Source organism: Palleronia sp. THAF1 (assembly GCF_009363795.1).
Classification (GTDB): Bacteria; Pseudomonadota; Alphaproteobacteria; order Rhodobacterales; family Rhodobacteraceae; genus Palleronia.
Map to the genome: position 1 here is coordinate 1681524 of NZ_CP045420.1, position 26741 is coordinate 1708264.

Here is a 26741-nt window from a genome sequence, read left to right on the forward strand (position 1 = left end):
CCCTACTCCGCGGCCATCGGAAGCTGTTCGAAGGTTCGATGCGCCTCGACCCCCTCGATCACACCGAACGCGTGGGACCGGGACGCCCGATACAGGCCTGGCTGCTCGATATGCGCGATCTCTGATCGGCCATTCGCAGGCACGACGGCTTTGGGCATCTGGGACAGCATGTCCGCATCGTTGCCGCTGTCGCCTGCAACGATGCACTGGTGTTGCGGCAACCCCATGCGTTCTAGTTCGAAGCGAACCGCGTTGGCCTTGCCGGCCCGCACCGGGATCACATCGATGAACCGCCCGTGGGACGGAATAACCCGTGCGGCGATCCCAGCCTGCGCGAGTAGAAGTTCTGCCCGCTGCGCCTGCCTTTCCGTCCCGAAGTAAGAGCGCTTCCAAGGGCGCTGCTCGTAGCCATCCTGCGGCGTCAAACGCAGATCGGCCAAGATATCTTCGATGCGCCCGGCATCCCAACCATTCGAAATCACAGAGGCATATTCGTTGCACAAAGCCAAACCGCCCTGCGCATCAGGCCGCCAGATCTCGGTCCCGACAGAGGTGATCCAAACCTGCGGAACCGGCAGGTCCCAATCGGCGATGACGCGTCTCGCCTCTGACAGGCACCGCCCAGTCACAGCCGCGAAGCCGAATTTGTGCTTTGCCTTCAGCCATTTACCGAACGCCCGCGCACCGGCCCGATCGCCAGTCAGTGTATCGTCGATGTCGCTGGCCAACAGCATACCCACCGACGCCTGCACTTTACGCGGGCGAAGAAGATCGCGGTAGATCGTATCGACGCGCGCAGCCCATCTCGGCCAGGAATAGACGGCTCTCGCCTTCACCTTGGCCTGATCGATCTCGTGTCGCGGCGCATCGAGCATAGACCCTATTGCGCGGCCGATACAGGCATCGTCCTTCGGGTCGACCAGAATACCCGCACTAATCTCTGCGACGATGCTCGATGGCCCACCACGGCACGTCGCCACGATCGGAACACCCGCCTGCGCTGCCTCTACGATCGTCAGTCCGAACGGCTCGTGGAACGAAGGGGCCACGAAAACGCCGCCTTGTGCCGCCCAGGCATACATGGACTGGACCTCGGCGGCAGAGTGTTGCCGGGGCATAGCGATGCTACCCCAAAGATCGTGCCGGTCCACCAAGTCGAACAGATCGGCCATCACCCGTCGCTGCTCAGGACAACCGTCCGACAAACCATCGCGCAGACCCGGCAGAATCACGAGGTTCGCACGTTTGCGCAGGGTCGGGTCAGAGACGAAGCCCCTGATCACACCCGCCAAGTTCTTCTTTTCGACAGGACGGGCAATCGCCAGTACAATTGGCTTTCCAAGGTCACGCAAGAACGGCGCAACCAGACGCCGTGCAGCATTGGTATCGGCTGAGCGCGACACATCCACTCCGGGGTCGACACGGTGAACGCGCCCATGCGAGGCGAAGCCGTAAGCCGCAACCTGCCGTTCGGCCTCGTCCCGCGACGAAGTCACAATAACACCGGCACCGAGGATTGCATCGCGCTCCTGCTCGATACGCGATTGCAGGGCCGCGCCACTTGCCCCGTCGGCCAGTTTGTCGATCCCCAGCGAGTGGGGCGTGTAGACCCAAGGGATACCGAACCGCTCTTGCGCCGCCTGTGCAAGCTGCGCGGCATCCGCGAAATGGGCATGTATCACATCAGGGCGCGGATGTTCCTCCAGCATCTTCAGAAACGCATCTGTCAGAGACGGCAATTCATCATTCAGCCGTCCCTTTTCAAGATACCCGACACAGTCCGTGAACAGTCGGCGGATGGTGCAATCGGGTCCGACGGGCTCAGTCGGATACCCGTAGCGTGTTCCCAACCGCTTATCGTGGAAGCCGCGGGTGACGATGGTGACATGCCCGACGCTGGAAAGATTGGCCTGCGCTGTGGCGGCACCAAGAACAAACGCAATGTGCCCACCAGTATCTTCGGTCAGACCGTAGGGCACGGGCGGTGCGGACAGGCATCCCCCAAGAGCAAGATGCCAGATGTTCAAAGGTTTTACACTCGCACTCATACAGGCCCCTCACGAGGTCACCTCGAACAGCCGTAGGGCGCAACGCCGCGCCGACGGATATCCGAAGAAACACTTACACAAATGACGGTCTTTGATGTCGACCATTGGACCGCTAACGCACGATCTCGCGGCGTCGGTTCCGGCACCATTTATTGGGGTTCGCAAAACGCTAAACCATTTTAACGTCAAAAGACGTCGCGCTAGCCGAAGCGGGCTAACGGGGCTTTGAAACGGCTCTGTTACTCAAATCCTGAGAGGGATTCAGCTCGTGAACCTGGGGAGGTAGCTGGGCTGCATGAGCAGACCGACACGGCCTTGTTGCACAAAGCAGCTGCTAATCGGACTTCCCCTTTCCCCAGCCACACTTAGCCCACGGCCTTTGTGACGGGTATGCCGAGTGCGGTATATCCGTTCATGATGGCAATGCGGACTTGGACCTCGGCGACCTGACGGTCGAAGTCCCGCGCCATGAGGCGCTGCCCCAGTAGCTTCATGCAGTTCATCTTCGTCTCGGCGCGGCTTCGGCGATGGTATCCACTCCAGTTTCGCCAGATCGCCCGTCCCAGGTATTTCGACGCTCGGAGGGCCTCGTTACGTGCTACCGCACCAGCCGTGGTCGGCTTCCAGGGTTTGGCATTTTTGCGGGGCGGAATGACGGCGTGGGCGCCTCTATCCGCGATGGCATCGTGGCAATTGCGCGTGTCGTAGGCGCCGTCTGCGGTCACGCTGCCGATCTCCTGCTCAGGTGAGATCTGACTGAGCAAATCGGGCAGCACTGGCGCGTCGCCGATGTGGTTTCCGTCCACTGGCTCTTTCGGACCAGTGGCATTCGCCAGTGAACCCTCAATTGTCCGGACCTCCAGCGTCTGCTCGTCGATTCCGAGGTGGATCTTGCGCCAGACGCGTCGTTTGGAGCCGCCATGCTTGCGCGCGTGCCACTCGCCTTCGCCCTCGACCTTGATCCCGGTGCTATCGACCAGAAGATGCAGCGGGCCTCTGGAGCCGCGATAGGGGATGTTCACGGCGAGAGGCTTCTGGCGACGTGACAGGGTGCTAAAATCTGGCACCGTCCAGTCCAGGCCGACCAGCTTCAACAGGCTCTCCACGAAACCCGTGGTTTGGCGCAACGCCATGCCGAACAATACCTTCATGGTGAGACAGGTCTGAACGGCCGCATCGCTGTAGGTCTGCTGGCGGCCGCGCTTACCGGTGGGCGCAGCGTCCCACTTCATCTCGGGGTCGAACCAGATCGTCAGCGAGCCTCGACGCTTGAGCGCCTCGTTATAGGCCGGCCAATTCGTCGTCTTGTAGGTCGTGGGGGTGGGCTTGATCATGCCCGCCAGCTACCACGCTGGATTCACGAGATGAATCCTTCACGTGCTTTGTGCAACAAGGCCGTCACCGAGCCCGTGGGATAAGTGCGTCTGGGGAAAGGGGAAGTGCGCCCCTCACCTCCTTTGCGCAACAAAGCCTCGCCCACCGACCACAGCAGGTTAGATATGAGGTCTCTAGCGAGGGAACCCGCATGGATGAACGTCAGCCGACCGAACCGGGTCGTGACGCCGTCATGACCCACGGCATCGTCACCGATAACCCCGAAGGACTGTTGCGCGGCACCGGGTGGCACGCCGCACGGGGCATCGTGCGCGAGGCCGGATTGCGCTTGTGGAGCGACGATGCCTTCGGTCTGGCAGGGAATGTGGCGTTCCGTGTGCTGTTGGCGGTCTTCCCGTTCCTGATCTTCACCTCTTCGCTGACCGCGTTTTTCGGCAGCCCCACCATGGCCGATGATCTGATCTCTTTCCTGATCGCCATTGTTCCCGAGACCCTGATCGAACCCATCGTGTCGGAAGTCAGGCAGGTGATGACAGTGCCGCGCGGCGGCGTGCTGTCCGTCGGTATCTTGCTGACCATCTGGTTCGCGCTCGGTGGCGTCGATGGCATCCGCGTGGGCCTTAACCGCGCTTACGGAGTCCCCGAGAATCGCGCGTGGTACGTGCTCTATCCGTTGATGGCGCTGATGGTGGTGGTCGCCAGCCTTGTGCTGGTCGTGGTGGGCTATCTGCTGGTCCTCGGCCCTCGCGCAGGCTCTTGGATGCACGTTCTGTTTCCGAGCTTCGATCCTGCGTCGGTCACTGTGGGGTTCGTGCGCTACCCGGCGGCCGGAGTGATCCTCGTGTTCTCGCTCTTTCTGGCGCATGTCTTCCTGCCCGCCCGGCGCACGCAGTTCTCGTCGATCTATCCCGGCGTGCTGTTCACGGTCGGCGCGTGGACAGCACTGACCGCAACGTTCTCTTACTACCTCGGCCATTTCGCCCCCTACGCCAGCTACTACGGTGGCCTCGCGGGAATCGTCGCCGCGCTATACTTCCTGTACCTCGCCGCACTGGTCCTGATCTTCGGCGGCGAGCTGAACAGAGCGATCCGCATTCGGCGCCTTGCGCGGGCGTTGCGCAATGATGGGTAGTGTTCGGCTTATTGTTCTGGACCGGCACAATCGGCCCATACCGGACACTCAATATTGCGATCCTCACTGTAGTGCGGCTTCGCCGAAGGCGACATTCGCACCTGCGTGCAGCATTACGCTGCATCACGAACTCAGCGTGAATGCGTGACCTACCGTCGGGCATAGCGCGTTCGAGATATGTTTTTTTAAGACCTGGCTCGAAGGATGTTCTTGACGGCTCAACCATCGATTTAGAATGGCAGATTGGTGTTCGCATCAAGGTCGACACCTTTGCAGACCACCGCGACAAGGAACAGGTCACGGTAGTCTCTTAAGCTACTACCGGAAGCGTGCTTTGTCCTTGGCCTCCCGATCGGCTCGATGTGTGAGAGGGGCTTTGCCCCTCTCTCGACGGCTTACGTGCTAATCAGGATGCCGTGTCGTAACGGTATGCGTCATTTGCGTGGTCTCTCGTCCTCGCAGGCCCATCTGCGTCGTTGGGCACATCAGGGTCGTCCGGTAAGAGAGCGCTTCGCATATCTTTTAGATCGGCACTGTGCATCCGGCCGATCCCGGTGTTGCGGAACAGGAAGTTGAAATACAACATCCCCGTCACGCCGCCCCCAACGGAAACTGCGCACCGTTTGGATTGCGCATGACAGTCTCGTGGCGAGCGATCTGATCCTTCAAACTCAGGCGACGGCGCTTCAGGTCCTGCAGGGACATGCTGCATGGGGCGGGCCGCTGCAATTCGTCTTCGATGCGCGCCGCCAGATCAAGATGGCGCCGGCGCAGGTTGGCGACCCTCGTCTGAAGGGAGGGCAGGTTCCTGGCGGACGTCATATGCATTGGGTTTCTCCGTAGATAATGTTTCGCGGTGACCACCCTGGCCACAGGATGAATATGGGCTGGGGATACGATTGGATAAATATAGAATAACCTGAAAGTCCGATTGGTTTTTCCTATATTAATCGGACAGCTTCCGTCGCAGAAGGACGCCCCATGGCCGCTGACGTCACTTTGAAACAGCTGACCTACTTCGTGGCGCTTGCGGATACGCGCCACTACCGGCGCGCCGCCGAACGGGTCGGTATCAGTCAGCCATCGCTCAGCCAGCAGATCGTGGGACTGGAAGAGGTGCTTGGGTTTAAACTGGTCGAACGCGGCCAGCGCGGTGCGGTGCTGACCCCGAACGGCAGGAAGGTACTGGAACAGGCGCGGAGGATCTTGGACGAGGCACAGACTCTGCGCACGCTGGCCCAAGACGCCCGCGAAGGGTTCAGCGGGACGATCCGCCTTGGCTCTACCCCAACACTGGGGCCGTACCTGATGCCGCACGTCATGCGCCAGCTTCACGCAGCCTATCCGTCACTGAAGGTGATCGTGCGCGACGCCACACCGGTTGTGTTGCAGGAAGAGCTTTTGACCGGGCAGCACGACCTGATTCTGACGCAACTGCCGGTGGCGTCGGGGGATACCGAAGTCATGCGGCTGTTCAGAGAGCCGTTGAAGCTGGCGATGGCGCGGGACCATCCGCTGGCTGCCCAAAAGACGATCGCGGACGCGGATCTTGCGGGGCTGGACGTGCTTGGCTTGTCGGACGCCTACCGCTTGCACACGCAAGTAGCAGCGCTGTGCGAGGAGTTGGACGCGAACCTGCGGCGCGACTACGAAGGCACCAGTTTAGACGCGGTGCGGCAGATGACGGCCCTTGATATGGGCATCAGCTTCCTGCCCGCTCTCTACGCCCGATCAGAGGTGTCCTCAACGGCAGGCGACGTTATCATCCATCCGTTCCGCAAGGATCGGGTCAAGCGTTCTATAGGACTGGCCTGGCGACGGCGATCAGCCCATCGCGACCTGATCCGGCGCATGTCGGCGTTGATCAACGTTGTAGTTCGCGACAGGTTTGCCGGGGTCGTGGTGATCGAGTGACCGGGTGCGCGTCAGTCGTAGCGCAGCTCGATCGCCTTGCCGCCGAAGATCACGTAGGCGAGCACCGAGTAGGCGATGATGATGGGCACGACGAAGCAGGCCCCGACGAAGATGATGATCAGGCTTTCCGGCGCCGCGGCGGCTTCGTAGATCGTTAGCCGCTCTGGCACCACGTAGGGGTAGAAGCTGTAGGCAAGCCCCACGTAAGCCAGCGCGAAGATGGCGCTGGAGGTCGCGAAGGGCAACCAGTCCCAGCGGTCGCCCGCGAAGGGCATCCGCCGCAGCATCCACCATAGCGTCACGACCAGCGCGCCGGAGATCAGCGGCAAGGGGATCAGCCACAGGATCTCTGGATAGGTGAACCACTTGGCGAAGATGCGGTCATCCGCCAGCGGTGTGGCCAACGATACGGCGCCCACACCTGCGATGATGCCCCACAGGCTGCGCCGCGCCCAACGCAGGGCCTTGGCCTGTAGGGCATCGGTCGTCTTGTGAACCAGCCATGTCGCCCCGATGAAGCTATAGCCGACCGCAAGAAAGACTGAGGTGAGCGTGGCGAAGAGGTATGTCTCTGCCGACTTCTCCAGCCCCATGACGTAGAGGCCCAGCATGAAGCCCTGCGCCAGTGCCGTGGTCAGCGAACCTGCAAAGAACAGACGGTTCCACAGCACCTTGTGGTGGTCGCGCGCCTTGGCCCGGAACTCGAACGCGACGCCGCGCAGGATCAGGCCGATCAACATGGCGAAGACCGGCAGGTAAAGGGTCGACAGGATCATCCTATGCGCCGTCGGGAAGGCGACCAGCAGCAGCCCCACGGCCAGCACCAGCCAGGTCTCATTCGCGTCCCAGAACGGCCCGATAGAGCCAATCATCCGCTCCTGCTCGGCCTTTTCGGCCAAGGGGAACAAGATGCCGACGCCCAGATCGAAGCCGTCCAGTACAACGTAGACGAGGATCGACAGACCCATCAGAGAGGCGAAAGCCCATGGCAGCCAGTCGGCGGGATTAGAGAAGTCGGGAAGCATCGGTTTACTCCGCTGGGGTCAGGGCAGTGACCTGAGCCTTGCCCGAATGAGACATGCTGATGGCGCGGGCGTCCTGCCCCCGCGCGGCCTTCCGCGCGAGGTAGACGATCACGCCGATGTAAGAGGCCAGCAGCACGGCATAGACGGCGAGGTAGGTCACCAGCGTGCCCATCACCATGGGCGCCGGCACGTCGGCCACGGCCATGTCGGTCGTCATGACGCCTTGCACCAACCATGGTTGGCGGCCGATCTCTGTCGTGTACCACCCCGCAAGCGTGGCGACCCAGCCAGAGAACGCCATCGGCACTAGCGCCCAAAGGATCGGCTTGGGCAGGCCCTCGACCGCCAACCAGTGGCCTTTGATCCGTCCCTCGTGGCGATTGCGGCGCAGCCACATGAAGGCCGCGGCGGACCAGCTGAGGGCCAGCATGGCCATGCCGGTGCCGACCATCACGCGGAAGGACCAGAAGACGGGGCTGACCGGCGGGTGCATGACCGTGCCGTCTTCGGCCACGAAATCGTTCAGGCCCTTCAGCTTGCCGTCCCATTCGTGGGTCAGAATGAAAGACGCAAGGCCCGGAATTTCGACGGCATAGCGGTTGGTGCGCGCCTCTTCGTCGGGCAGGCCGAACAGGACCAGCGGCGCACTTTCCTGCGTCTCCCACAGGCCTTCCATCGCCGCGACTTTGGCCGGTTGATACTCCTTCGTGTTTAGGCCGTGCATGTCACCCATAAGGATCTGCAATGGGATCAGGATCGCGCCCATGGCCACGCCCGTCTTCAGCATCGCGCGCACGTCACGCGACCGATCCCCGATGATCCAGCGGTAGGCCGAGACACCCGCCACCAGGAACGACACAGTCAGGAACGACGCCAGCATCATGTGGCCGAAACGGTAGGGCATCGATGGGTTGAAGATGATGTCCCACCAGCTTGTCGCATGGGCGACGCCGTCGATCATCTCGAAGCCCTGCGGCGTGTGCATCCAACTGTTCAGCACGATGATCCAGAAAGTCGACAGGGTCGTGCCGAAGGCCACCAGCGCGGTCGCGGTGATATGCAACCAGCCCGGCACGCGGGAAAAGCCGAACAGCATGATCCCGACGAACGCCGCCTCAAGGAAGAACGCAGTCATGATCTCATACGCCAGAAGCGGCCCGGCGATGTTGCCGACGGTTTCCATGAAGCCCGGCCAATTGGTGCCGAACTGGAACGACATGGTTATCCCCGACACGACGCCCATCGCGAAGGACAAGGCGAAGACCTTCACCCAGAACCGATAGGCCGCCATCCATTTCTCATCGCCCGTGCGCGCAAAGCGCAGGCGGAAAAACAGCAGCACCCAGCCCAGTGCGATGGTGATCGTCGGGAAAAGGATGTGGAATGAGATATTTGCCGCAAACTGGATGCGGCTCAGGATCAGGGTGTCGAGAGCTTCCATCGTTTTGTCTTCGGTCCAGGGTTAGCGTTTCGTCGACGGCAGGTAGCCACCGACCTTGTCCATGAGGCCCGCAAGTCGGCTGCCGTAGGTCATAAGGCGCACCAGTTTCTCGGTCTCAAGCCGGGCCATGTCTTCGTAGAAATCCGTCATCATCTCGATCATCTCGCGCAGTTCCGAGATGCGGGCTTCGGAGTAGTCGTCGCCCGCAGGCCCCTGCATCTCAAGCGCGCGCAGCTTCGACAGCGTAGGATCGATCTCGCGCTTCTTGCGCTCTTCGATCAGGATGCGGACGATCTCCCACAGGTCGCCTGGCGTGGTGAAATGATCCTTGCGGTCGTCGGGCACATGTTTCAGCCGCACGAGCCGCCACGCTTGCAACTCTTTCAGCCCCATCGAGGTATTCGACCGGCTGATGCCCAGCGCTTCGGTAATCTGATCGGCGTTCAGCGCCTCGCTCGACAAGAACAGCAGCGCGTAGATCTGCCCAACCGTTCGGTTGATCCCCCAACGACTGCCCATCTCACCGAAGTGAAGGACGAACTCCTGATGGAGCGGCGGCAATTTCATCGGCTGAACCATCGGCCTACAGAACTTTCAGTAATTTCTGAAAATTTAGATATGACCGGCGACGGTAGGCTTCAACTGCTGCTGACTTCCTTCCGAGCAAAAAATTTGGAGTAGATTAGACAGTACGGCCAGGGATGCCGCGGGGAGCAGCGCAAGGTTAAGACGGCTTCAGACCGACGGCGGAGGAAAAAGCCCGTGGCAGAGCACCCTATACCTATTTGACATTTGCGGCGATCGCACAGGAGGTTCCTCTCCAGTCTCTTGTGTCGTCAGAGTCTGTGCAGGCTCGGGTTCCTCATCGAATATAAATTTTTCAAGAGCGGACTGTGTGCCTTCGCATCCAAAGCGCAGGACCGGTTTCCGCCCTTAGTGTCGGTTAACCCGGGTCCGCAGGAGCGAGTCAGGCTGAATGTCTGCTCCGACCGCGAGAACGCGCTAAGCTCGCGCCCGCAGCGAATGTCGGCTCCCCGCCCTCACAGGACAATGACATGAGGCACGGACCGTTCCGCGCAATCACCGTTCGTTCGACGGCAAGGCTTTCACTCTGAGCGATCTCGAACAGTTCGGTAAGAGGAGATCCGTTTGTCAGACATTTCGTGCAACATGAGTAACCGCCCCGTGCGCAAGAGGGTTCTCCGAAGCTTCATCTGGCGCGCCATCGGGTGCTGACATGTATCCGGCCTCTCGATGCGGCCGTCTGTGCCGCGGATCCGTATGGTGGTCGAGGATCGGGTCCAGATCAAGGCCGCGTGCTCGGTGGCATTTTGTTGCACCCTGGGTGTCCTGGTCCTGTCTCACGAAGATTGCGCCATACCGCTCCTTGCCCTATTACGCTCCGACGTCCCCCGCGACCGCAGACGACCTACGCCGCCGCGACCGGAGCTCTGTAGACGCCGCCCCGGGCCATCAGGACCCAGACGATGCGCGGCATCTTGTTCGCAAGCGCCACCCGAGCCAGCATCCCCGGCTTGCGCGTGAGCAGCCCGCCGAGCCAAGTTCCCGGCTGCGCCATGGGATTGGTGCTGCGCTTGATCACCACACTGTTGGCCCCGAGGATCAACAGCCGCCTGAGCGAGCGCTTTCCCATCCTGGTCGTCGTCCCGAGTGGCTGCTTGCCGCCCGTGGAATGCTGCCTTGGCGTCAGCCCGAGCCAGGCGGCGAAGTCGCGGGCACGCCGGAAGTGCTCCGGCGGCGGAGCGAGTGTCGCCAACGCCGTGGCGATCAGCGGGCCGATGCCGGGGATCGTCATCAGTCGCCGCGCCAGTTCGTCCTCCCGCGCACGACGGGCGATCTCGGCGTCGAGCCCGGCGATCCGCTCATTGAGGTGGCGCAGGCCGTCCACGAGGACCTGCAACGTCGCTCGTGCCGTCTTGGGCAGATCGCTGCCGGGGTCTTCGATCAGCGCAATCAGCTAACGCCTGTTCGCGGCACCTTGCGGGACGACCTCGCCGAACTCGGTCAGGTGGCCCCGAAGAGCGTTGATCGTCTGCGTGCGCTGCCGGATCAGAAGTTCGCACACACGGAACACCGCAGCGGCAACCTGCGTCTCCTCGCTTTTCACCGGCACGAACCGCATGTTCGGGCGCTGCGCCGCCTCGCAAATCGCCTCGGCACCAGCCGTATCGTTCTTTTGCCTGCGCACGAATGGCTTCACGTAGGCCGGCAGGATCAGACGAACCTGGTGACCCAGCTTCCCGATCTCCCGGCCCCAGAAATGCGCGCCGCCGCAGGCATCCATCGCCACCGTGCAACTCGGTAGTCCGGCCAGGACCTCAAGTACCTGTCCGCGCCGCAATTTGCGACGTAGCACCGTCCGACCGGATGCGTCCGCTCCATGAAATTGGAACACATTCTTAGCCAGATTGAGCCCGACCGTGATAATCTCCAACATGACCGCTCTCCTATGTGGATCATTGCAGACCCACCTTGGCACGTTAATGCCGTCGGGGGGCGGTCACACCATCAAGGCCCGTCAGGTGGAGAACGGGGCAATCCAATCAATAGGGGCTCATGCAACAGCGCCGTTCTCGCGTGTTTGCGCTTCGTGCTCGTTCTGCTCCTTCGGCTGATCCCGTTGGAGCAAATCGTACAGAACAGGCGTCAGGAACAGCGTCAGGATCGAGGCGAAGAGGAAGCCGCCGATGATGACGATGCCGATGGAGAAGCGGCTAGAGGCCCCTGCCCCGCTCGACAGGACGAGCGGCACCGCGCCAAGGACGGTGGACATTACGGTCATCAGGATCGGGCGCAGGCGGACGGTTGCAGCCTCGATCACAGCCTCGCGCACACCGTAGCCGCGCGTGCGCAGCTGGTTGGCGAATTCGACGATTAGGATGCCGTTCTTCGCCATCAGGCCGATCAACATGACCATGCCCACTTGCGTGTAGATATTGATGGCCTCGCCCAACAAAAACAGCGTGATCAGCGCCCCAGCGGCGGCCAGAGGTACCGATAGCAGGATCACAACGGGCTGGATGAAACTCTCGAATTGCGCGGCCAGCACGAGGAACACGATCAGAAGTGCCAGCGCGAAGGTCGTGGCAATGCCGCCGGAGGTGTCCTGGAAGCTTTCGGCCTGACCGGAGTAGGAAATTTGCATCTGCGACGGCAGATCCTCGGCGATCCGCTCTATAGACCCTATGGCGGACCCAAGATCGACGCCGTCGGCCAGGGAAGACGAAACCTCGACGCTGGGCTGGCGGTTGTAGCGGTTGAAGGCGGCGACGGAGGCGCGACGTTCCAGCGTCACCAACCCATCAAGAGGGACCAGCGCGCCGCTGCCCACGCGCACGTTGATGCCGCGAAGATCGTCCGTTGCAGCACGACGGTCATCCGGGGCCTGCAAAATCACCGGATACTGGCGGTCGCGTGAGATGAATTCTGTCACTTCGGCAGAGGCAAAGAAGGTGCGCACCGCGTCCGAAATAGCCTGCACATCCACGCCGATCTCTCGCGCAAGATCGCGGTTCACGCCGATGTCATAGCCGGGCGTGTTGATCTCGTAGCTACGGCGGACCCCGGTGAAATCGGGCTCCGACCGCATCGCGTCGGCCATCTGCTTGGAATAGTCGGCAGCTTCCTCAAAACTTGGCGCGGTGATGATCATCTCCAGCCCAGACCCGCCCCCCGCGTCGAAACCCGACGGGGCGAAGCTGCGCACGCTGACGCCCGTGATCTTCGAAAACTTAGGTCGCAATTCGGCCAGCACGTCGCGCGGACCCATCTCGCGCTCGCCCCAGGGCGTCATCACGGCGACGACGAAGGCGCGGCCCGTCTCGCCGTATTGGCCGACGATGGCGATCGTGTCGGAAACGATCCCGTCTTCGCGGTAAGGCTCGATCAGCGCCTCGACCTTCTTCACGGCGGTATCCGTCAAGCCCAGCGCCGATCCGGGCGGGGCCGAGATCGAGGCGAAGAACACGCCGCGGTCCGCTTCCGGCGTCAGTTGCGAAGGCAGCTCTTGGTATAGAACCCAAGACATCCCCGATAGCGCAGCGGCGATGGCCAATACGATGACCGGGGCCTTGATCGCGCGCGTCAGCAAGCTGCGGTAGCCACTGGAGACGCGTTTTGTCGCCCCCTGCACGATGCGTGAGAACCAACCCTCGTTCATCCCCGGCTTCAGCACGCGGCTGGCGATGACCGGACAGAGCGTCAGCGCCACGAAGGTGGAAAGCGCCACGGCGATCGCCAGCGTGATGCCGAACTCTCGGAATAGCTTGCCCAGCTCGCCTTCCAGGAACGACAACGGGACGAAGACCGAGATCAACACGGCAGAGGTGGAGACCACCGCGAAGAACACCTGATTGGCGCCAGTACGCGCGGCCTCTTTCGGCGTGTCGCCCTCTTCGATCCGACGCTCGATATTCTCAAGGACCACAATGGCGTCGTCGACCACCAGGCCGATGGCCAGGATCAGCGCGAACAGCGTCAGGGTGTTGATCGAAAACCCCGCGATGGCGATGCCCGCGCAGGCCCCGATCAAAGCGATTGGAATGGTAACGGCGGGCACGATGGTTGCACGCACAGAGGTCAGAAACAGGAAGATAACCGCAATGACGATGGCGACGGAAATGCCCAGCGTTGTGAGCACCTGCCGGATGGAATTGCGAATAAAATCGGCATCGTCGGATGTGATGGAAATTTCCGTGCCGCCGGGCAGGCTGTCCGCGATCTCTTGCACTTCTTCGGTGACTGCAGATGAAATCGTCAGCGTATTGGCAGAAGATTGGCGCAGGACGCCCAACCCAATGGCGACCTCTCCGTTCACGCGGAACAAGCTGTCATCATTCTCGGTGCCGATCTCGACCCGCGTCACGTCGCCCAGCAGAACGCGGCCGTCGTCGTCGGAGCGCACGATCAGCCCCTCAAACTCTTCCACGCTGGTCAGCCGCGTTTCGGTGCGCAGAAGGTAGGTGCGCGACGCGCTTTCAAGCTGGCCGGCGGGCAGTTCTAGGTTGTTCGCCCGCAAGGCGTCCGCAACTTCGTTCGCCGTGACACCGCGCGCGGCCATCGCGTCGGGGTCCAGCCAGACCCGCATGGCATAGGGGCGATCGCCGTAGATCTGGACGGCAGCGACGCCCGACAGCGTCTCCAGCCGGTCCGTCACGAAGCGGTCGGCGTAATCGGTAAGCTCAGACGATGAGAGCGTATCCGACGTCATCGTCAGCCGCATGATCGGATCGCCCTGGCTGTCGTTCTTCTCGACCTGCGGCTCCTCTGCCTCTTCGGGTAGGTCACCTGACACGGATTGTACGGCGGCACGAATGTCGGACGCCGCCTGATCGATATCGCGCCCTTGTTGGAAGATAATGACGGTGCGCAGGCCACCCAGTTCGGACTCGGTCGAGATGCTGTCGATCCCCGCCACCGACGAGATTGCGCCTTCGATCACCGTGGCCAGCTCGCTGTCCACTACACCTGGGCCCGCACCGGTATAGGGCACGCTGACCGTCACCTCAGCGGTAGATGTGTTGGGCAGTTCGCGCACCGGCATTCGCAGAAGGCCCGCGATACCGATGACGATGATCAGGATCGACACGACCGTCGCCAGTACGGGGCGGCGGATGGACAGGTCCGGCAGGGTCAATTCGTGGCCTCTTGTCCGTAGTCTTCGTCGATCTCGACCGCGTCCCCGTCCGACAGGTCGTCCCATCCGGCGATTACCACGCGGTCATCTTCCGCCAAACCTTCACGCACCTCCGTCAGCGCCCCGATGGATCGGCCAGGGGTGATTTTGGTGCGGGCAGCGGTGTCGTCTGTCACTGTGTAGACGAAGGTGGTCAGGCCTTCGCTGATGATTGCATCGTCCGGGATCGCCAAGGCGTCATAGGTGTCCAGCACGAGCCGCGCGTTGGCGAACATGCCGCCGACCAGACGCCGCTCGGGATTGTCGATGCGAGCGCGGACATCGAAGCTTCGCGTGGCAAGCTCGATCTGGGAGGCTCTGACGGCGACCGTGCCCTCGAAGGTTGCGTCGGGATAGGCCGGGGTCGTCATGGTGACTGTTTGACCGGCCTCGACTTGGTCGAAGTAGCGCTCTGGAAGTGACAACCGGATCTCGACGGCCGACAGGTCGAACAGGGTGGTCACTATCGCATCTTGCGCCAGGAAGCTGCCCGGTTCGATGTCCAATAGCCCCACCGTTCCATCGAACGGAGCGGTGATCGTGCGATCTTCCAATGCGGCGCGGGCCGATGATACCGCTGCCTCGGCGCGTCTGAACGCGGCGCGGGTTTCTTCCACACGGGCTTCGGCGGCGGTGTTGCTTTCCGACAGTTCCTCGAACCGCTGAAAATCGCTGCGCGTTTCAGCCAAAGTCGCCTCGGCGTCGTTCAAAGCTGCTCTTTCCGCCCTGTCATCCAGCTGGATCAGTATATCGCCTTCGGACACAGTATCCCCAGAGCTGATGCGCACCTCGGTGACGCGCCCGGAGGCGGCGGGCATAAGATCGACCGCACGAATGGCGCGCAACGTTCCCACGCCAGACAAGTCGTCTTCGATCCGTCGCTCTAGCGGCGATGCGACGCCCACTTGCGTTGCATCCGAACCGCCGCCCTGCTCCCCGCCATCCGGGGTGTCTTGGGCCGTCAATTGGCGCGCGCTCCAGATCCCGCCGAACGCGAATGCGGCGACGAGGCAGATACCCAGCAGAATTTTGATCAGCTTCGACACCGCAGCGATACCCCGTTTCGGTCCGTCGCTTGCGAGCATGAGCGCTCAAGCGAAAATCGATCTCAGACTTTCCAACTAGATCTCGATGCCTTTTTTGGCAGTCTCGCGACAAAGCGCCGCTACGCAAGCGGGCGGTGGAAAACCTTCACACCAAACGTCTTCGCGCCTTGGAACCGGCATTCACAAAGCCGTCACCTCGACAGGAAGAGATCAGTGCCACTTGTATTTAGAGTAAATCCACATCGAATTATCGACTGAAATGCCGCCCTACGTGACCACGTCGACAGTCTAACCCGGACCGCCGGATCGGAACGGCGGATGGTGACAGGCGTCCTTCGCTTCTCAGCCGAAGAGTTTCTTCATCTCGCGCGCAACGATGGGCACATAGCGAGTGGGCATGAGGCGGATCAAAAGATCCAGTTGCTTGGCTTTCTTGGTCAGCACGATACGGCGCTTGCCCTTTGCCATACCCGTCAGAATCTCGTCCGCCGCATCCTCGGGGCGCATTCTTAGCAGCTTGTCCTGATAGACCTGTAACCGTCTGCGGGCCGCAGGCTGCTTCGCGGGCGGCAGCGTGTCGATGTCGGGCCCCCGGCGCGCGGCGATCTGTGTCGCAACGCCTCCAGGGTGGACGACCGTGACTTCCACCGGGTGGCCGTCGGCGATCATCTCTTGCCGGATCGCTTCCGTCAGACCCCGCACCGCGAATTTCGACGTCACATAGGGTGACATGTGGGGCTGTGCCATCAGGCCGTTGAGGCTGGAGATCGTGACAAGATGCCCGTCACCGCTTGCGATCAGATGCGGCAGGAACAGGCGCGTGCCGGTTGCGACGCCGCCCAGATTGACGGCCATGACGCGGTCGAAGTGGTCGGCAGGCATTTCGGCAAAGGGATCGTTCCCCGATGAAATCCCGGCGTTGTTGTAGAGCTGGTTCACACGGCCGAACCGTTCAAGCACCTTGTCCGCGTAGGCGGCGAAGGCCGTGGCATCGGTCACGTCGAGCGTGTCCGTAATCGCCTCTACCCCTTTCTCCGACGCCAGTCGGGCGGTTTCATGGACCGGGTCGCGCTCGATATCAGACAGCGCTAAATGTGCCCCGCGCTCGGCCAGTCCAAGCGCCAATGCGCGCCCGATGCCGCTTCCGGCCCCGGTCACGACCGCAACGCGATCCTTGAAGATATCCTTCATGCCACGACGCCTTGCGCCGAACGGACGTGCTCTAGGATCAATTCGGACAAACGCGGTGCAAGAGAGGCCGGAATATCGTGCCCCATGCCGTCGACCGTGACATGGCGCGCGCCGGAGATCGCTTTCGCAGTTGCCGTGCCGCCGGATGGGTGAACCAGAGGGTCGCGGTGCCCGTGCAGCACAAGCGTTGGGGCTTTCACCCGTGACAATTCCATGGTGCGGTCGCCAGAGGCGAAGATCGCACCAAGTTGGCGGCCGACGCCGGCGTGCATCTTGCGCCCTGCCCTGTCCCATGCGGTGCCGAAGGTGGTGCGCAGATCTTGCGGCTTATGCGAATAACCGCTTCCGCCAATGATCCCGTTGGTCTGAACGGCTCGCTCGACAAATTCTTCACGTGTCTTCGCGGGCTTGCGCGACAGTTGTAGCGTCATGCGCAGGCCCGGCTGACCGGTCTTCCGCGCGCCGGTGTTAGAGAAGACCGAGGTCAGGCTGCTGACCCGGTCGGGATGCCGCGCGGCCATGACCTGCGCGATCATACCCCCCATCGACATGCCGACCACATGCGCCTGCGGGATCGCAAGATGATCGAGCAGAAGAACGCTATCCTTGGCCATGTCGCCCAGATCGTAAGACCCTTCCGGCGCTTCGCGCTTCATGCGCTGCAACAAGCCGGGTATCGGTCCCTTTGGGAAAGTGGACTTGCCGGAATCGCGGTTGTCGAACACGATTACCCGGTGTCCCCCGGCCCGCAGCGCGTCCAGTAGCGGCTCGGGCCAGTGGATCAACTGAAAGCTCAGGCCGATGACCATCAGAATCGGATCGGTTTGCGCTGCGTCACCGCCGGTCGCTGGCAGGTCTCGGAAGCACAGGCGGATAGCGTTCGGCAAGTCGGCGAATTGCTCTTCGGTCATTAGGCGGCCTTTGTCTTTGCATTCGGTGCGGGCGAGAGGCGCAGTTCCGGCTCGATGACCTTTCCACGCTTCACGGCCTTCTCATCTTCGCGGAAGTTGAACGTCATCTCCCACGGATAGCTGTCGCCCTGCCGTGGCAGGGTGTCGATGGAACGCTTCACGTAGCCTGCTCCGAAGTCGAGCAAGGGGCGTAATTCCATGTCGCGCTTTGGCCGGACAGGTACGCAGACCGCCATGCCGCGCCGGTCCATCTCTGCCAGAAGCCGGACGAAATACTGACAGAGCAATCCGACCTTCAGCGTCCATGACGAGGTCGTGTAGCCAATGGACATCGCGAAGTTGGGCAGACCGTTCAGCATCATACCTTTGAAGATGATATGATCCGACCAGGTGACCGACTTGCCATCGACAGAATAAGCCGCACCCCCCACAAGTTTCAGATTCAGCCCCGTCGCCGTCACGATGATGTCGGCGTCCACCTGGCTGCCGTCCTCCATCTCGATGCCGGTTTCGGTGAACCGCTTCATGGTGCCGGTAACGATGGAGCAACTGCCGTCAGAGATGCGCTTGAACAAGTCCCCGCCCGGAACCGCGCAAAGGCGTTGGTCCCACGGATCGTAGGGCGGGTTGAAGTGCTCATCGACCGGATAGCCGTCCGGCAGCATCTTCACGTTCGCCTTGCGGATCATCTTGCGCATCGCCTTCGGGTACTTCTGACACAGCTTCCAGATGATCTGCTGTTGCCAGATGTTCTTTCGCCGCAGGATGCGCGCGGTGCGCTCGTCCGAGAAAACCTTGCTCAGCTTGTTGCGCAACGCTTCCTTACGGGGGACCGGCATGACGTAGCTAGGTGTGCGCTGGACCTGAACGACATGCGCCGCCGTCTGGGCCAAGGCGGGCAATAGCGTGACCGCGGTCGCACCCGATCCGATGACCGCAATGCGCTTGCCTGTAGTGTCCAGATCCTTGGGCCAGCTTTGGGGATGGACGATCTGGCCGGTGAAGGTCTCTTCTTGCGGGAAGCTGGGCCGATACCCCTTGTCGTAGTCGTAGTAACCGGTGCCCGAAAATATCCATCGGGCGCGCCATGTCTCCGTTGTGCCGTCTTCTGTCCGTGCTGTAGTTACGGTCCACAGGCCGTCGTCCGAGGACCAGTCGCAGCGGATAACTTTGCGACCGAAATGAATGTGGTCCCGAATGCCGTAGTCGTCCGCAGTCTCGCCGATATAGCGCTTGATCTCATCGCCTTGGGCGATCGCGTTCTCGCTTTCCCACGGCTTGAAGTCGTAGGCGAAGGTGTAAAGGTCCGAATCCGAGCGGATGCCCGGATAGCGGAACAAGTCCCAGGTACCGCCCAGATCGTCGCGCATTTCCAAGATTCGGAAGGTCTTGCCCGGCACTTCGCGCGATAGGTAGGCGGCGCAGCCGATGCCGGAGATGCCTGCGCCAAGGATCAGGATATCATCATGCGCGACGGTCGTTTGATCGAAAGCCATTCTTTGTCCTCCACTTAGAGGAAGATATGGCCCCCGGCGAACGTGTGGGAAGGACGGTGCAACGCCAAATCATCCGAACGAACGCAGGGTCATTCGTGCTTGTCCGAGATGCGTTTTCGTTCTCCTAGGCCCCCGTGGCCCGGCAAATGGCTGTTTCCAATAGTGCCTCGCCCACCGACCACAGCAGGTTAGATATGAGGTCTCTAGCGAGGGAACCCGCATGGATGAACGTCAGCCGACCGAACCGGGTCGTGACGCCGTCATGACCCACGGCATCGTCACCGATAACCCCGAAGGACTGTTGCGCGGCACCGGGTGGCACGCCGCACGGGGCATCGTGCGCGAGGCCGGATTGCGCTTGTGGAGCGACGATGCCTTCGGTCTGGCAGGGAATGTGGCGTTCCGTGTGCTGTTGGCGGTCTTCCCGTTCCTGATCTTCACCTCTTCGCTGACCGCGTTTTTCGGCAGCCCCACCATGGCCGATGATCTGATCTCTTTCCTGATCGCCATTGTTCCCGAGACCCTGATCGAACCCATCGTGTCGGAAGTCAGGCAGGTGATGACAGTGCCGCGCGGCGGCGTGCTGTCCGTCGGTATCTTGCTGACCATCTGGTTCGCGCTCGGTGGCGTCGATGGCATCCGCGTGGGCCTTAACCGCGCTTACGGAGTCCCCGAGAATCGCGCGTGGTACGTGCTCTATCCGTTGATGGCGCTGATGGTGGTGGTCGCCAGCCTTGTGCTGGTCGTGGTGGGCTATCTGCTGGTCCTCGGCCCTCGCGCAGGCTCTTGGATGCACGTTCTGTTTCCGAGCTTCGATCCTGCGTCGGTCACTGTGGGGTTCGTGCGCTACCCGGCGGCCGGGATGATCCTCGTGTTCTCGCTCTTTCTAGCGCATGTCTTCCTGCCCGCCCGGCGCACGCGGTTCTCGTCGATCTACCCCGGCGTGCTGTTCACGGTCGGCGCGTGGACAGCCCTGACCGCAGCGTTCTCTTACTACCTCGGCCATTTCGCCACCTACGCCAGTTACTACGGTGGCCTCGCGGGAATCGTCGCCGCGCTATACTTCCTGTACCTCGCCGCACTGGTCCTGATCTTCGGCGGCGAGCTGAACAGAGCGATCCGCATTCGGCGCCTTGCGCGGGCGTTGCGCAATGATGGGTAGTGTTCGGCTTATTGTTCTGGACCGGCACGATCGGCCCATACCGGACGTTAGCTTAGCTAATGATTGCTGCGGTGTAGCCTTGTCGAAGCAGACTTTTGTGCCGGATGCAGGGCTATCATGCCCCGAGCGGCGGCGTGAGGACGGAACGGACTATTTTACTGCACGGTGGGCCACGTAGATCGTCGACAATCGGGTCGTTCTTTTCGTTCGGTCTCATACTCTTCATTTTTCGATCGAAAGACGCTGCCATCGGCATTCGCGGAGCCGTCGTTTGCGCCCGTTCCGAAAAGACGCTGGAACCGAGGTCCTCGAGGAAAATGAATGACGGTGTCCGCACATCATCGCATCAAGGGAAAATTATCTGATTTTTCCTCAACGGCCCGAGATGTTGATCGCAAAGCTGCGTTGCGCACCGGGCGGTGGTGGCGGAAACGGCGCGGCGCGCTGGACGATCCGGACGGCGGCACGGTCCAGCTCGAACGAGCCGGAACTGCCTGCGATCCCCACATTGGACAAGCGGCCAGAGGCGGAGATCGTGAATGCGACCCTTGCCTGACCGGTCGCGCGGATCGACGGACGACGGACGCGGTTCAGGCGCGCCATGACCTGGCCTGGATAGTTCGACGCCGCCGCGTTGCCGTCCTGCGAAGGTCTCGTGGTCTGGGACCGTGCCCCGCCCTGCGCGTTGCTAGTTGACCGAGCCGCAGAATTCGACCCGGCCGTGTTTCGCGGCCGGCTCTCCTGCGTGGGGCTGATCTGCGGCGCGGACGCGGTTGAACGCGGCGGCGGGTCGGGTCTGCGGTTCGCCTGCTCGAATGCCCGAGTCCGCGTCGGGGGGCGTCGCGACGACAGGACAACACCGGGCTCGGGTTCCTGTCCGACGATCCTTTCGGGGGCGGGTGATGCTGTTGGGGCGGGCACGGCCGTGTCCGGCGTGACCGCGACGGTCGGCAGATCGGTCGAGACCGTTGAAGCGTCTTCGGGCGCAGAATCCGGGGTCGGCTGCGCAATGGATGGCTCACCAGGAGCCGGCGTATCGGGGCGCATTGGCTGGGCCTGCGGTGGCGCGGCGGTCTGCATCGCCTCGACCACATCCGCCCTCCGGGGGCCTTGGGTCAGGTCCGTGAAGCTGGAGCCGAGCTGGGCCTGAATGGGCGATCCAGCGCTGCCGCCCTCGATCCTGACCGGTGCATCGGTGGTCGCGGCGGCAAGCATCACCGAAAGAAGGGCGAAGGCGCTGGTCCCGGCAAGTGACTTGGCGATCCAGGAGGATGGGATCATTGCAAGCTCCGTTCGGTCACCAGCCGCACGCGCTGGGCGCCAGCGGCCCGGAGTTCTGCGGCCACCTGCACCAGACGGGCGGCATCGAGATCGCGGTCCGGCACGATGCGCACTGCTGCACGTTCTTCCTCTGGCAGATCGGCGATGTAGGACGCAGCTGAGGCAACTTCTCGATCCCGGAACCGCAGACTTCCGTCGGCGCGAATGACAAGCGCGTCCGGTGGCGCGCGCCCGTCGAGGTCGGCTGTCTGGACAAGCGACAACTCGCCCTCCATCGGTGAGGCGATCTGGCCTGCTACCATGAAGAAGATCAGCATCAGGAACACGACGTTGATCAGCGGGATCGTGGGTTCGCGGTTGGATGGTCCGGTTCTGCGCATCACGATGCGCCCAGCACGGTCGGGACGATGCCCGGGGCATCGCGCAGAACCCCCAGAAGATCGGTCAGGCGCTGCGCCGTCACGCTCGGCCCCAGCGAAACGAGGAGGCTGCGCGGAGCTGCGTCTTCGCTGATCAAGACGCGGGCCAGGACATTCAAATCCACGAGCTTGCCGTTCAGGGTGACGCTATCGGCGCCGAGGCGCAGGAACAACGGCGGTGTCTCTGCGCTCGCTCCGCCGCCTGCGGCTGCCGCCGTCAGATCGACCTCTGCAAAGCGCGAGAATGTGGACGTCAACATGAAGAACAGCAAAAGCAGGAAGATCACGTCGATGAGCGATGTCAGCGACATCGCCTTGCGCCGCCGGTTACGCCTAAGCATCGGCAAACCGGCCCATGGGCGCCGGAGCCGGCTGTTGCAGACCGATTGGGGCGCGAATGGTCGAGATGGCCTGCTCGGCCAAGACGCGCTCGGCGTCCATGCGGCTTTCGAACCACGACAGCGCGACGGCCGTGGGCATCGCGACGGCCAGACCGACGGCGGTCGTCAGAAGGGCCACCCAGATGCCGCCCGCCAGCAGGGTTGGATCAACCTGGGATCCGGCGGCCTGAAGCGATTGGAACGCCTCTATCATACCCAGAACGGTGCCGAAGAGGCCCAGCAAAGGCGCAAGCTGCGCAACCGAATCGAGCAGCCGCAGCCCCCTTTCCAGCTTCGCGAATCGCGTCTCGGCCTCGGAGGTAATGCGGGTCAGGGCTTCGGGACGGTCCGGCGCGGACAGAGCTATGTCCATGACAGGCGCAAGGTAGGACGTGGACCGATCCAGCGCCGCCCGTGCCGCCGTCCGATCGCCCGCGTCGAAAGAGGTGATGGCTTGCTGCAGGGCTCGGTGCCGTCCAACGCCGGCGGCCCAGAATTGCCAGATCTTGTAGAAAATGACCGCGATGGTCACCACGCCCACGGCAATCAGCAGGGCCACGACCGGACCGCCGATATCGTAGGTCCGAACAAGCGCGTTCGTAAGCCCGGTCATCCTGTCACCTCGATATCGGCGCGACTGGTCAGGTGCAGACCCGTGCCGCAGACATCACGAGCGCCCTCCGCGCCGTCGCAGGTGGCGGCGCCGTTGAAGAGGATCTGCCCGTAGTCCGAGCAAGCGCGGTCCGGCATCGTGAATTGCCGCACGCGTGGACGGTCCTGCGGCAACGCCCCGAAATCGAACAGCGTCAGCCGATCAACCTGCCCGGACGCATCGAACAACACGGTCTCGTAGACGACACTTTCAAGATCGACGTCCGTGCCGTTGGTCACCAGGAACGACAGCGTGCAGCCGCCCGAAGAGGCTGCCGTAGCTGCATTCAGTTCGACCGATACGCCCCCGCCTGTCGCGGTTTCCCTAGGGGCATCCTGTGCGCTTGCGGGCATGGCCGACAGCAGCGCCACGGCCAGACCTATCCAACGAAATTCCATGAGTCTCTCCAATCGCGGCGGTTCATCAGCCCCCATATTACCGGCCTTAAAGAATAGTCAACAGAAATAGTCGGGATTGAGTCTGCTGCCGTTTGCCCCTACCAAATCGCGGGACAACGGCCGGAGGCAGAGCCATGAACAAGATGATTTCCGGCGTGAATCGCCATTTTTTCAAGGCATCCGGACATTTTCGAATCAGCGAGCCGCGCGCGTTCCTCGACCGGGTGGTCAGGTACTGCGAGACCTATGATCTGCCCGTCAGCATGACCCAAGCCGACCGACTGGCGATCAAAACCAATATGGGTTCGGTCAATATGCGGCCGGTTTCGGGCGCTGTGTCGATCCATCTGTCGGCGCCCAATGACGGGGCATTGCACATGCTGCGCGAGACGGTCGCGTTTCAGATCGAGACACTGGAGCCGACCTGTCTGGCGGGGCTTGAATGGCACGATGAGATTGCCCAGGGCCGCCTGCCCCCGAATTTCCGAATGGCCCGCGTCGTTTCCGTGTCCGCGCTGGGTCGATCCTTCTGGCGTCTGATCGTCGAAGGGGACGATCTGGTCCCCTTCGCGTGGGACGGCATGCACCTGCGTCTGGCCCTGCCCGCACGCGGCGCTCCGGTACAATGGCCGCGCCTGAACGAACGCGGTCGCGCCGTATGGCCTGAGCCGCAGGATCTGCACGTCGCGGTCTACACGATCCGCGATATCGACCTTTCGATCGGGCGCCTGACGATCGACATCTTCCGCCACGAGGGGGGGCGCACATCGGACTGGGCCGCCTCCGCTGTGCCCGGCGATGCCATCGGGCTGATCGGTCCGGGTGGCGGATGGTTCCCAAGCGCGAACCACCTTGTCCTCGCCGGGGACGAAACTGCCCTGCCCGCCATTTCGCGCATTCTGGAGAATACGGGCGATTATGTGACCGGGACCGCCATTGTCGAGGTCGCGGGGGCGCTCGACTTCCCACTGCCAAACGTTCCCGCCGGGATGAGCCTGCACGTTCTTGACCGTGCCAATGGGGACAGGCTGGAGGCGGCGCTTGCCCAGATCGATCTTGGCGCAGATGGCACCCGCCACATCTGGGTCGCCGCCGAAAAAGGACGCTGCGCTGCAATACGCGGCGATCTGCGAGACCGTCGCGGTGTCACCCGGCGGGAAAGTTACGTCACCGGCTACTGGCAGAAGACCTGAAACAGACCGCCTGTCGCCAAACCCATGCAAGATTGGATACCCCCATGCTCCGTTCGTTAACCCTCGCCGTGCTGTCTTTGTCGGCGGCTGCCGCCGTTGCGCAGGACTATCCCCTGACCGTGGAACACGCCTTCGGTCAGACGACTTTGGACGCACGTCCAGAACGCATCGCCAGCGTCGGCTGGGCGAACCATGAGGTTCCCCTTGCCCTTGGTGTCGTTCCCGTCGGGTTCGCGATGGCCAACTGGGGGGACGACGATGGCGATGGGTTGCTGCCGTGGGTCACCGCGCGACTGGACGAACTGGATGCCGAGACGCCCGTCTTGTTCGATGAAGGAGACGGCGTGGACTTCGAAGCCGTTGCCGCGACCGACCCGGACGTGATCCTTGCCGCTTATTCCGGCATCTCACGGACCGACTACGAGACGCTTAGTCAGATCGCGCCGGTGATCGCCTACCCAGAGGCCGCCTGGACCACCACCTGGCGCGAGATGATCCGCCAGAACGCTTTGGGGATCGGCATGGCCGAGGAGGGAGACCAGTTGATCGAGACGCTGGAGGCGCGGATCGACGACGCGGTCGCCGAGCACCCGGAGCTGAAGGGTGAGACCGGGATGTTTGTCACGCATCTGGATCCACGCGACCTGAGCACGATTGGTTTCTACGCGTCTGCCGATCAACGCGTCCAGTTTCTGCAGGACCTTGGCATGGCGATCCCGCAAGCCGTGCGGACGGCCAGCGAGGCCGGACACTATTCGGGTCGGATCAGCGCAGAGCGAGTGGACCTGTTCGACGACGTGGATGTGGTCGTGACCTACGGCGACCGCGCCCGTCTGGACGAGATGAAGGAAAATCCGCTGATCGCGCAATTCCCGGCGATTGCCCGCGATGCCGTCGTCCTTCTGGGCAACGACTCCATCGGCACGGCAGCGAACCCCACGCCCCTGTCGCTGGGTTATGTGTTGGACGACTACCTGCAGATGCTTTCGACAGCGGCAGCGAAGTAGCAGGATGCCGTTGGACCTGTCGCATCCCGCGGTGAAGGCCTTCGCCGCGCTGGCGTTGATCAGTGCTGCCGCGTTTCTGTCCGTCGGCATCGGGACGCGTTCCGTGCCGTGGTCCGAGATCCGGGCTGCCTTAGCCGGTCAGACAGATACGATCGGCACGGCTGCGGTTTCCGTCCGGCTGCCGCGCACGGCGCTGGCGCTGCTTGCCGGTGGTGCGCTTGGAGTCTCGGGGGCGATCATGCAGGGGATCACGCGCAACCCGCTTGCCGATCCCGGCATTCTTGGCGTGAACGCAGGCGCGGCGCTGTTCGTCGTGATTGGGATCGCGTGGTTCGGAATTTCGGGCGCGATCAGCTATTTATGGCTTGGCGTCGCCGGGGCAGGCTGCGCGGCGATCTTTGTCTACGTCATCGGCTCACTGGGCCGGGACGGTGCCACGCCACTCAAGCTGACGCTGGCCGGCACGGCGACCTCTATCGCCGCTTCGGCCTTTATCGTGGCGGTCGTCCTGCCGCGAAACGACATTGCGGGGAATGTACAGGCGTGGTCGATCGGTGGTGTCGGCGGCGCGCGGTTCGACACCTTGGCGCCTGCCTTACCCTTTTTTCTTGCAGGGATGGCGTTCAGTGCCGCTTCAGCACGGGTCCTGAACGCACTGGCGCTGGGTGACGAGTTGGCCGTGGGGCTTGGTCAGAACGTGGCGCTTGGCCGACTGTTGGCGGCTGCCGGTGCAATCCTGCTCTGCGGAGCGGCCACGGCCCTGTGCGGACCCATCGGGTTCGTCGGCCTGATCGTGCCGCACCTGTGCCGGATGCTTGGCTCTATAGACTACCGGACGCTGATCCCCGCGTCCGCCATTGGCGGAGCGGTTTTGCTGGCCCTGTCGGACGTTCTTGGCCGGATCGTTGCGCGCCCGAACGAGTTGGACGTGGGCGTCGTCACTGCCTTCGTCGGCGCACCGTTCTTCATCTGGACCGTGCGGCGGCAAAGAATGCGCGGGCTGTGATGGGGGTCG

At 62.4% G+C, this 26741-nt stretch carries 22 protein-coding genes and 1 pseudogene; 6 read left to right on the plus strand and 17 right to left on the minus strand.

All coding sequences use genetic code 11. From position 1 onward, the window contains the following. Window positions 1–2: 2 nt before the first annotated feature. Entirely contained in the window at window positions 3–2048 is a 2046-nt protein-coding gene (locus FIU81_RS08405; protein WP_254695875.1) for an HAD-IIB family hydrolase, read from the minus strand. Between the two features lie 365 nt (window positions 2049–2413). Then, window positions 2414–3382: an IS5 family transposase gene (locus tag FIU81_RS08410; protein WP_124112174.1), complete on the minus strand. Its 969-nt coding sequence runs from the start codon at window positions 3380–3382 to the stop codon at window positions 2414–2416. A gap of 191 nt (window positions 3383–3573) precedes the next feature. On the opposite strand from FIU81_RS08410, the gene FIU81_RS08415 reads away from it, so the two are divergent. Continuing rightward, complete coding sequence (locus FIU81_RS08415; protein ID WP_152460910.1) at window positions 3574–4515, plus strand: YihY/virulence factor BrkB family protein; 942 nt, start codon at window positions 3574–3576, stop codon at window positions 4513–4515. A gap of 591 nt (window positions 4516–5106) precedes the next feature. Here the strand turns inward: FIU81_RS08415 and FIU81_RS08420 are convergent. Beyond that, complete coding sequence (locus FIU81_RS08420; protein ID WP_124112927.1) at window positions 5107–5343, minus strand: YdcH family protein; 237 nt, start codon at window positions 5341–5343, stop codon at window positions 5107–5109. A gap of 153 nt (window positions 5344–5496) precedes the next feature. Between FIU81_RS08420 and FIU81_RS08425 the strand changes: the two genes are divergently transcribed. Next, entirely contained in the window at window positions 5497–6429 is a 933-nt protein-coding gene (locus FIU81_RS08425; RefSeq protein WP_124112926.1) for a hydrogen peroxide-inducible genes activator, read from the plus strand. 11 nt (window positions 6430–6440) lie between these two features. Here the strand turns inward: FIU81_RS08425 and FIU81_RS08430 are convergent, their stop codons facing one another. From FIU81_RS08430 to FIU81_RS08470, 9 genes and pseudogenes are all read right to left on the minus strand, one after another. Beyond that, window positions 6441–7454, minus strand: a complete 1014-nt coding sequence (locus FIU81_RS08430) for a cytochrome d ubiquinol oxidase subunit II (RefSeq protein WP_124112925.1) — start codon at window positions 7452–7454, stop codon at window positions 6441–6443. Window positions 7455–7458: 4 nt separating this feature from the next. Then, the gene (locus FIU81_RS08435) at window positions 7459–8895 is read right to left on the minus strand and encodes a cytochrome ubiquinol oxidase subunit I (protein ID WP_124112924.1); all 1437 of its coding nucleotides are present in this window, start codon (window positions 8893–8895) and stop codon (window positions 7459–7461) included. A 21-nt stretch (window positions 8896–8916) separates the two neighbouring features. Further along, complete coding sequence (locus FIU81_RS08440) at window positions 8917–9462, minus strand: GbsR/MarR family transcriptional regulator (protein ID WP_124112923.1); 546 nt, start codon at window positions 9460–9462, stop codon at window positions 8917–8919. 862 nt (window positions 9463–10324) lie between these two features. Further along, a pseudogene (locus FIU81_RS08445) lies at window positions 10325–11353 on the minus strand (IS110 family transposase). Window positions 11354–11470: 117 nt separating this feature from the next. Further along, window positions 11471–14551 carry an efflux RND transporter permease subunit gene (locus tag FIU81_RS08450; RefSeq protein ID WP_172971432.1) on the minus strand — a complete coding sequence of 1027 codons (3081 nt, stop codon included), beginning with the start codon at window positions 14549–14551 and terminating at the stop codon, window positions 11471–11473. Then, window positions 14548–15636, minus strand: a complete 1089-nt coding sequence (locus FIU81_RS08455) for an efflux RND transporter periplasmic adaptor subunit (protein WP_216644246.1) — start codon at window positions 15634–15636, stop codon at window positions 14548–14550. Before FIU81_RS08455 ends, FIU81_RS08450 begins: the two co-directional genes overlap by 4 nt. A gap of 342 nt (window positions 15637–15978) precedes the next feature. Continuing rightward, the gene (locus tag FIU81_RS08460; RefSeq protein WP_124112920.1) at window positions 15979–16827 is read right to left on the minus strand and encodes an SDR family NAD(P)-dependent oxidoreductase; all 849 of its coding nucleotides are present in this window, start codon (window positions 16825–16827) and stop codon (window positions 15979–15981) included. Continuing rightward, window positions 16824–17738 carry an alpha/beta fold hydrolase gene (locus FIU81_RS08465; RefSeq protein WP_124112919.1) on the minus strand — a complete coding sequence of 305 codons (915 nt, stop codon included), beginning with the start codon at window positions 17736–17738 and terminating at the stop codon, window positions 16824–16826. The genes FIU81_RS08460 and FIU81_RS08465 overlap by 4 nt, the downstream gene beginning before the upstream one ends. Continuing rightward, entirely contained in the window at window positions 17738–19234 is a 1497-nt protein-coding gene (locus tag FIU81_RS08470) for a flavin-containing monooxygenase (protein ID WP_124112918.1), read from the minus strand. Before FIU81_RS08470 ends, FIU81_RS08465 begins: the two co-directional genes overlap by 1 nt. A gap of 220 nt (window positions 19235–19454) precedes the next feature. Here FIU81_RS08470 and FIU81_RS08475 point away from each other — a divergent pair, with 220 nt between their 5' ends. Continuing rightward, window positions 19455–20396, plus strand: a complete 942-nt coding sequence (locus FIU81_RS08475) for a YihY/virulence factor BrkB family protein (RefSeq protein WP_152460911.1) — start codon at window positions 19455–19457, stop codon at window positions 20394–20396. A 372-nt stretch (window positions 20397–20768) separates the two neighbouring features. Here FIU81_RS08475 and FIU81_RS08480 read toward each other — a convergent pair whose 3' ends face one another. The 5 genes from FIU81_RS08480 to FIU81_RS08500 are packed head-to-tail and all read right to left on the minus strand — an operon-like array spanning window position 20769 to window position 23526. After that, on the minus strand, window positions 20769–21677 hold the full coding sequence (locus FIU81_RS08480; protein ID WP_124113206.1) for a TonB family protein: 909 nt from the start codon (window positions 21675–21677) through the stop codon (window positions 20769–20771). After that, window positions 21674–22057: an ExbD/TolR family protein gene (locus FIU81_RS08485; RefSeq protein ID WP_124113204.1), complete on the minus strand. Its 384-nt coding sequence runs from the start codon at window positions 22055–22057 to the stop codon at window positions 21674–21676. Before FIU81_RS08485 ends, FIU81_RS08480 begins: the two co-directional genes overlap by 4 nt. After that, the gene (locus FIU81_RS08490; protein WP_124113202.1) at window positions 22057–22407 is read right to left on the minus strand and encodes a biopolymer transporter ExbD; all 351 of its coding nucleotides are present in this window, start codon (window positions 22405–22407) and stop codon (window positions 22057–22059) included. Before FIU81_RS08490 ends, FIU81_RS08485 begins: the two co-directional genes overlap by 1 nt. A gap of 22 nt (window positions 22408–22429) precedes the next feature. Then, complete coding sequence (locus FIU81_RS08495; protein WP_124113200.1) at window positions 22430–23089, minus strand: MotA/TolQ/ExbB proton channel family protein; 660 nt, start codon at window positions 23087–23089, stop codon at window positions 22430–22432. Next, window positions 23086–23526: a hypothetical protein gene (locus FIU81_RS08500; RefSeq protein ID WP_254695876.1), complete on the minus strand. Its 441-nt coding sequence runs from the start codon at window positions 23524–23526 to the stop codon at window positions 23086–23088. Before FIU81_RS08500 ends, FIU81_RS08495 begins: the two co-directional genes overlap by 4 nt. 134 nt (window positions 23527–23660) lie before the next feature. Here FIU81_RS08500 and FIU81_RS08505 point away from each other — a divergent pair, with 134 nt between their 5' ends. From FIU81_RS08505 to FIU81_RS08515, 3 genes are read left to right on the plus strand one after another with little or no spacing between them, the layout of a single operon-like run. After that, window positions 23661–24719: a siderophore-interacting protein gene (locus tag FIU81_RS08505; RefSeq protein ID WP_124113198.1), complete on the plus strand. Its 1059-nt coding sequence runs from the start codon at window positions 23661–23663 to the stop codon at window positions 24717–24719. 32 nt (window positions 24720–24751) lie between these two features. Beyond that, a complete protein-coding gene (locus FIU81_RS08510; protein WP_216644247.1) occupies window positions 24752–25726 on the plus strand; it encodes an ABC transporter substrate-binding protein in 975 nt (324 codons plus the stop codon). A gap of 4 nt (window positions 25727–25730) precedes the next feature. After that, window positions 25731–26732 (plus strand): FecCD family ABC transporter permease, encoded by a 1002-nt coding sequence (locus FIU81_RS08515; RefSeq protein WP_124113196.1) that lies wholly within the window; start codon window positions 25731–25733, stop codon window positions 26730–26732. The last annotated feature ends 9 nt before the right edge of the window (window positions 26733–26741 follow it).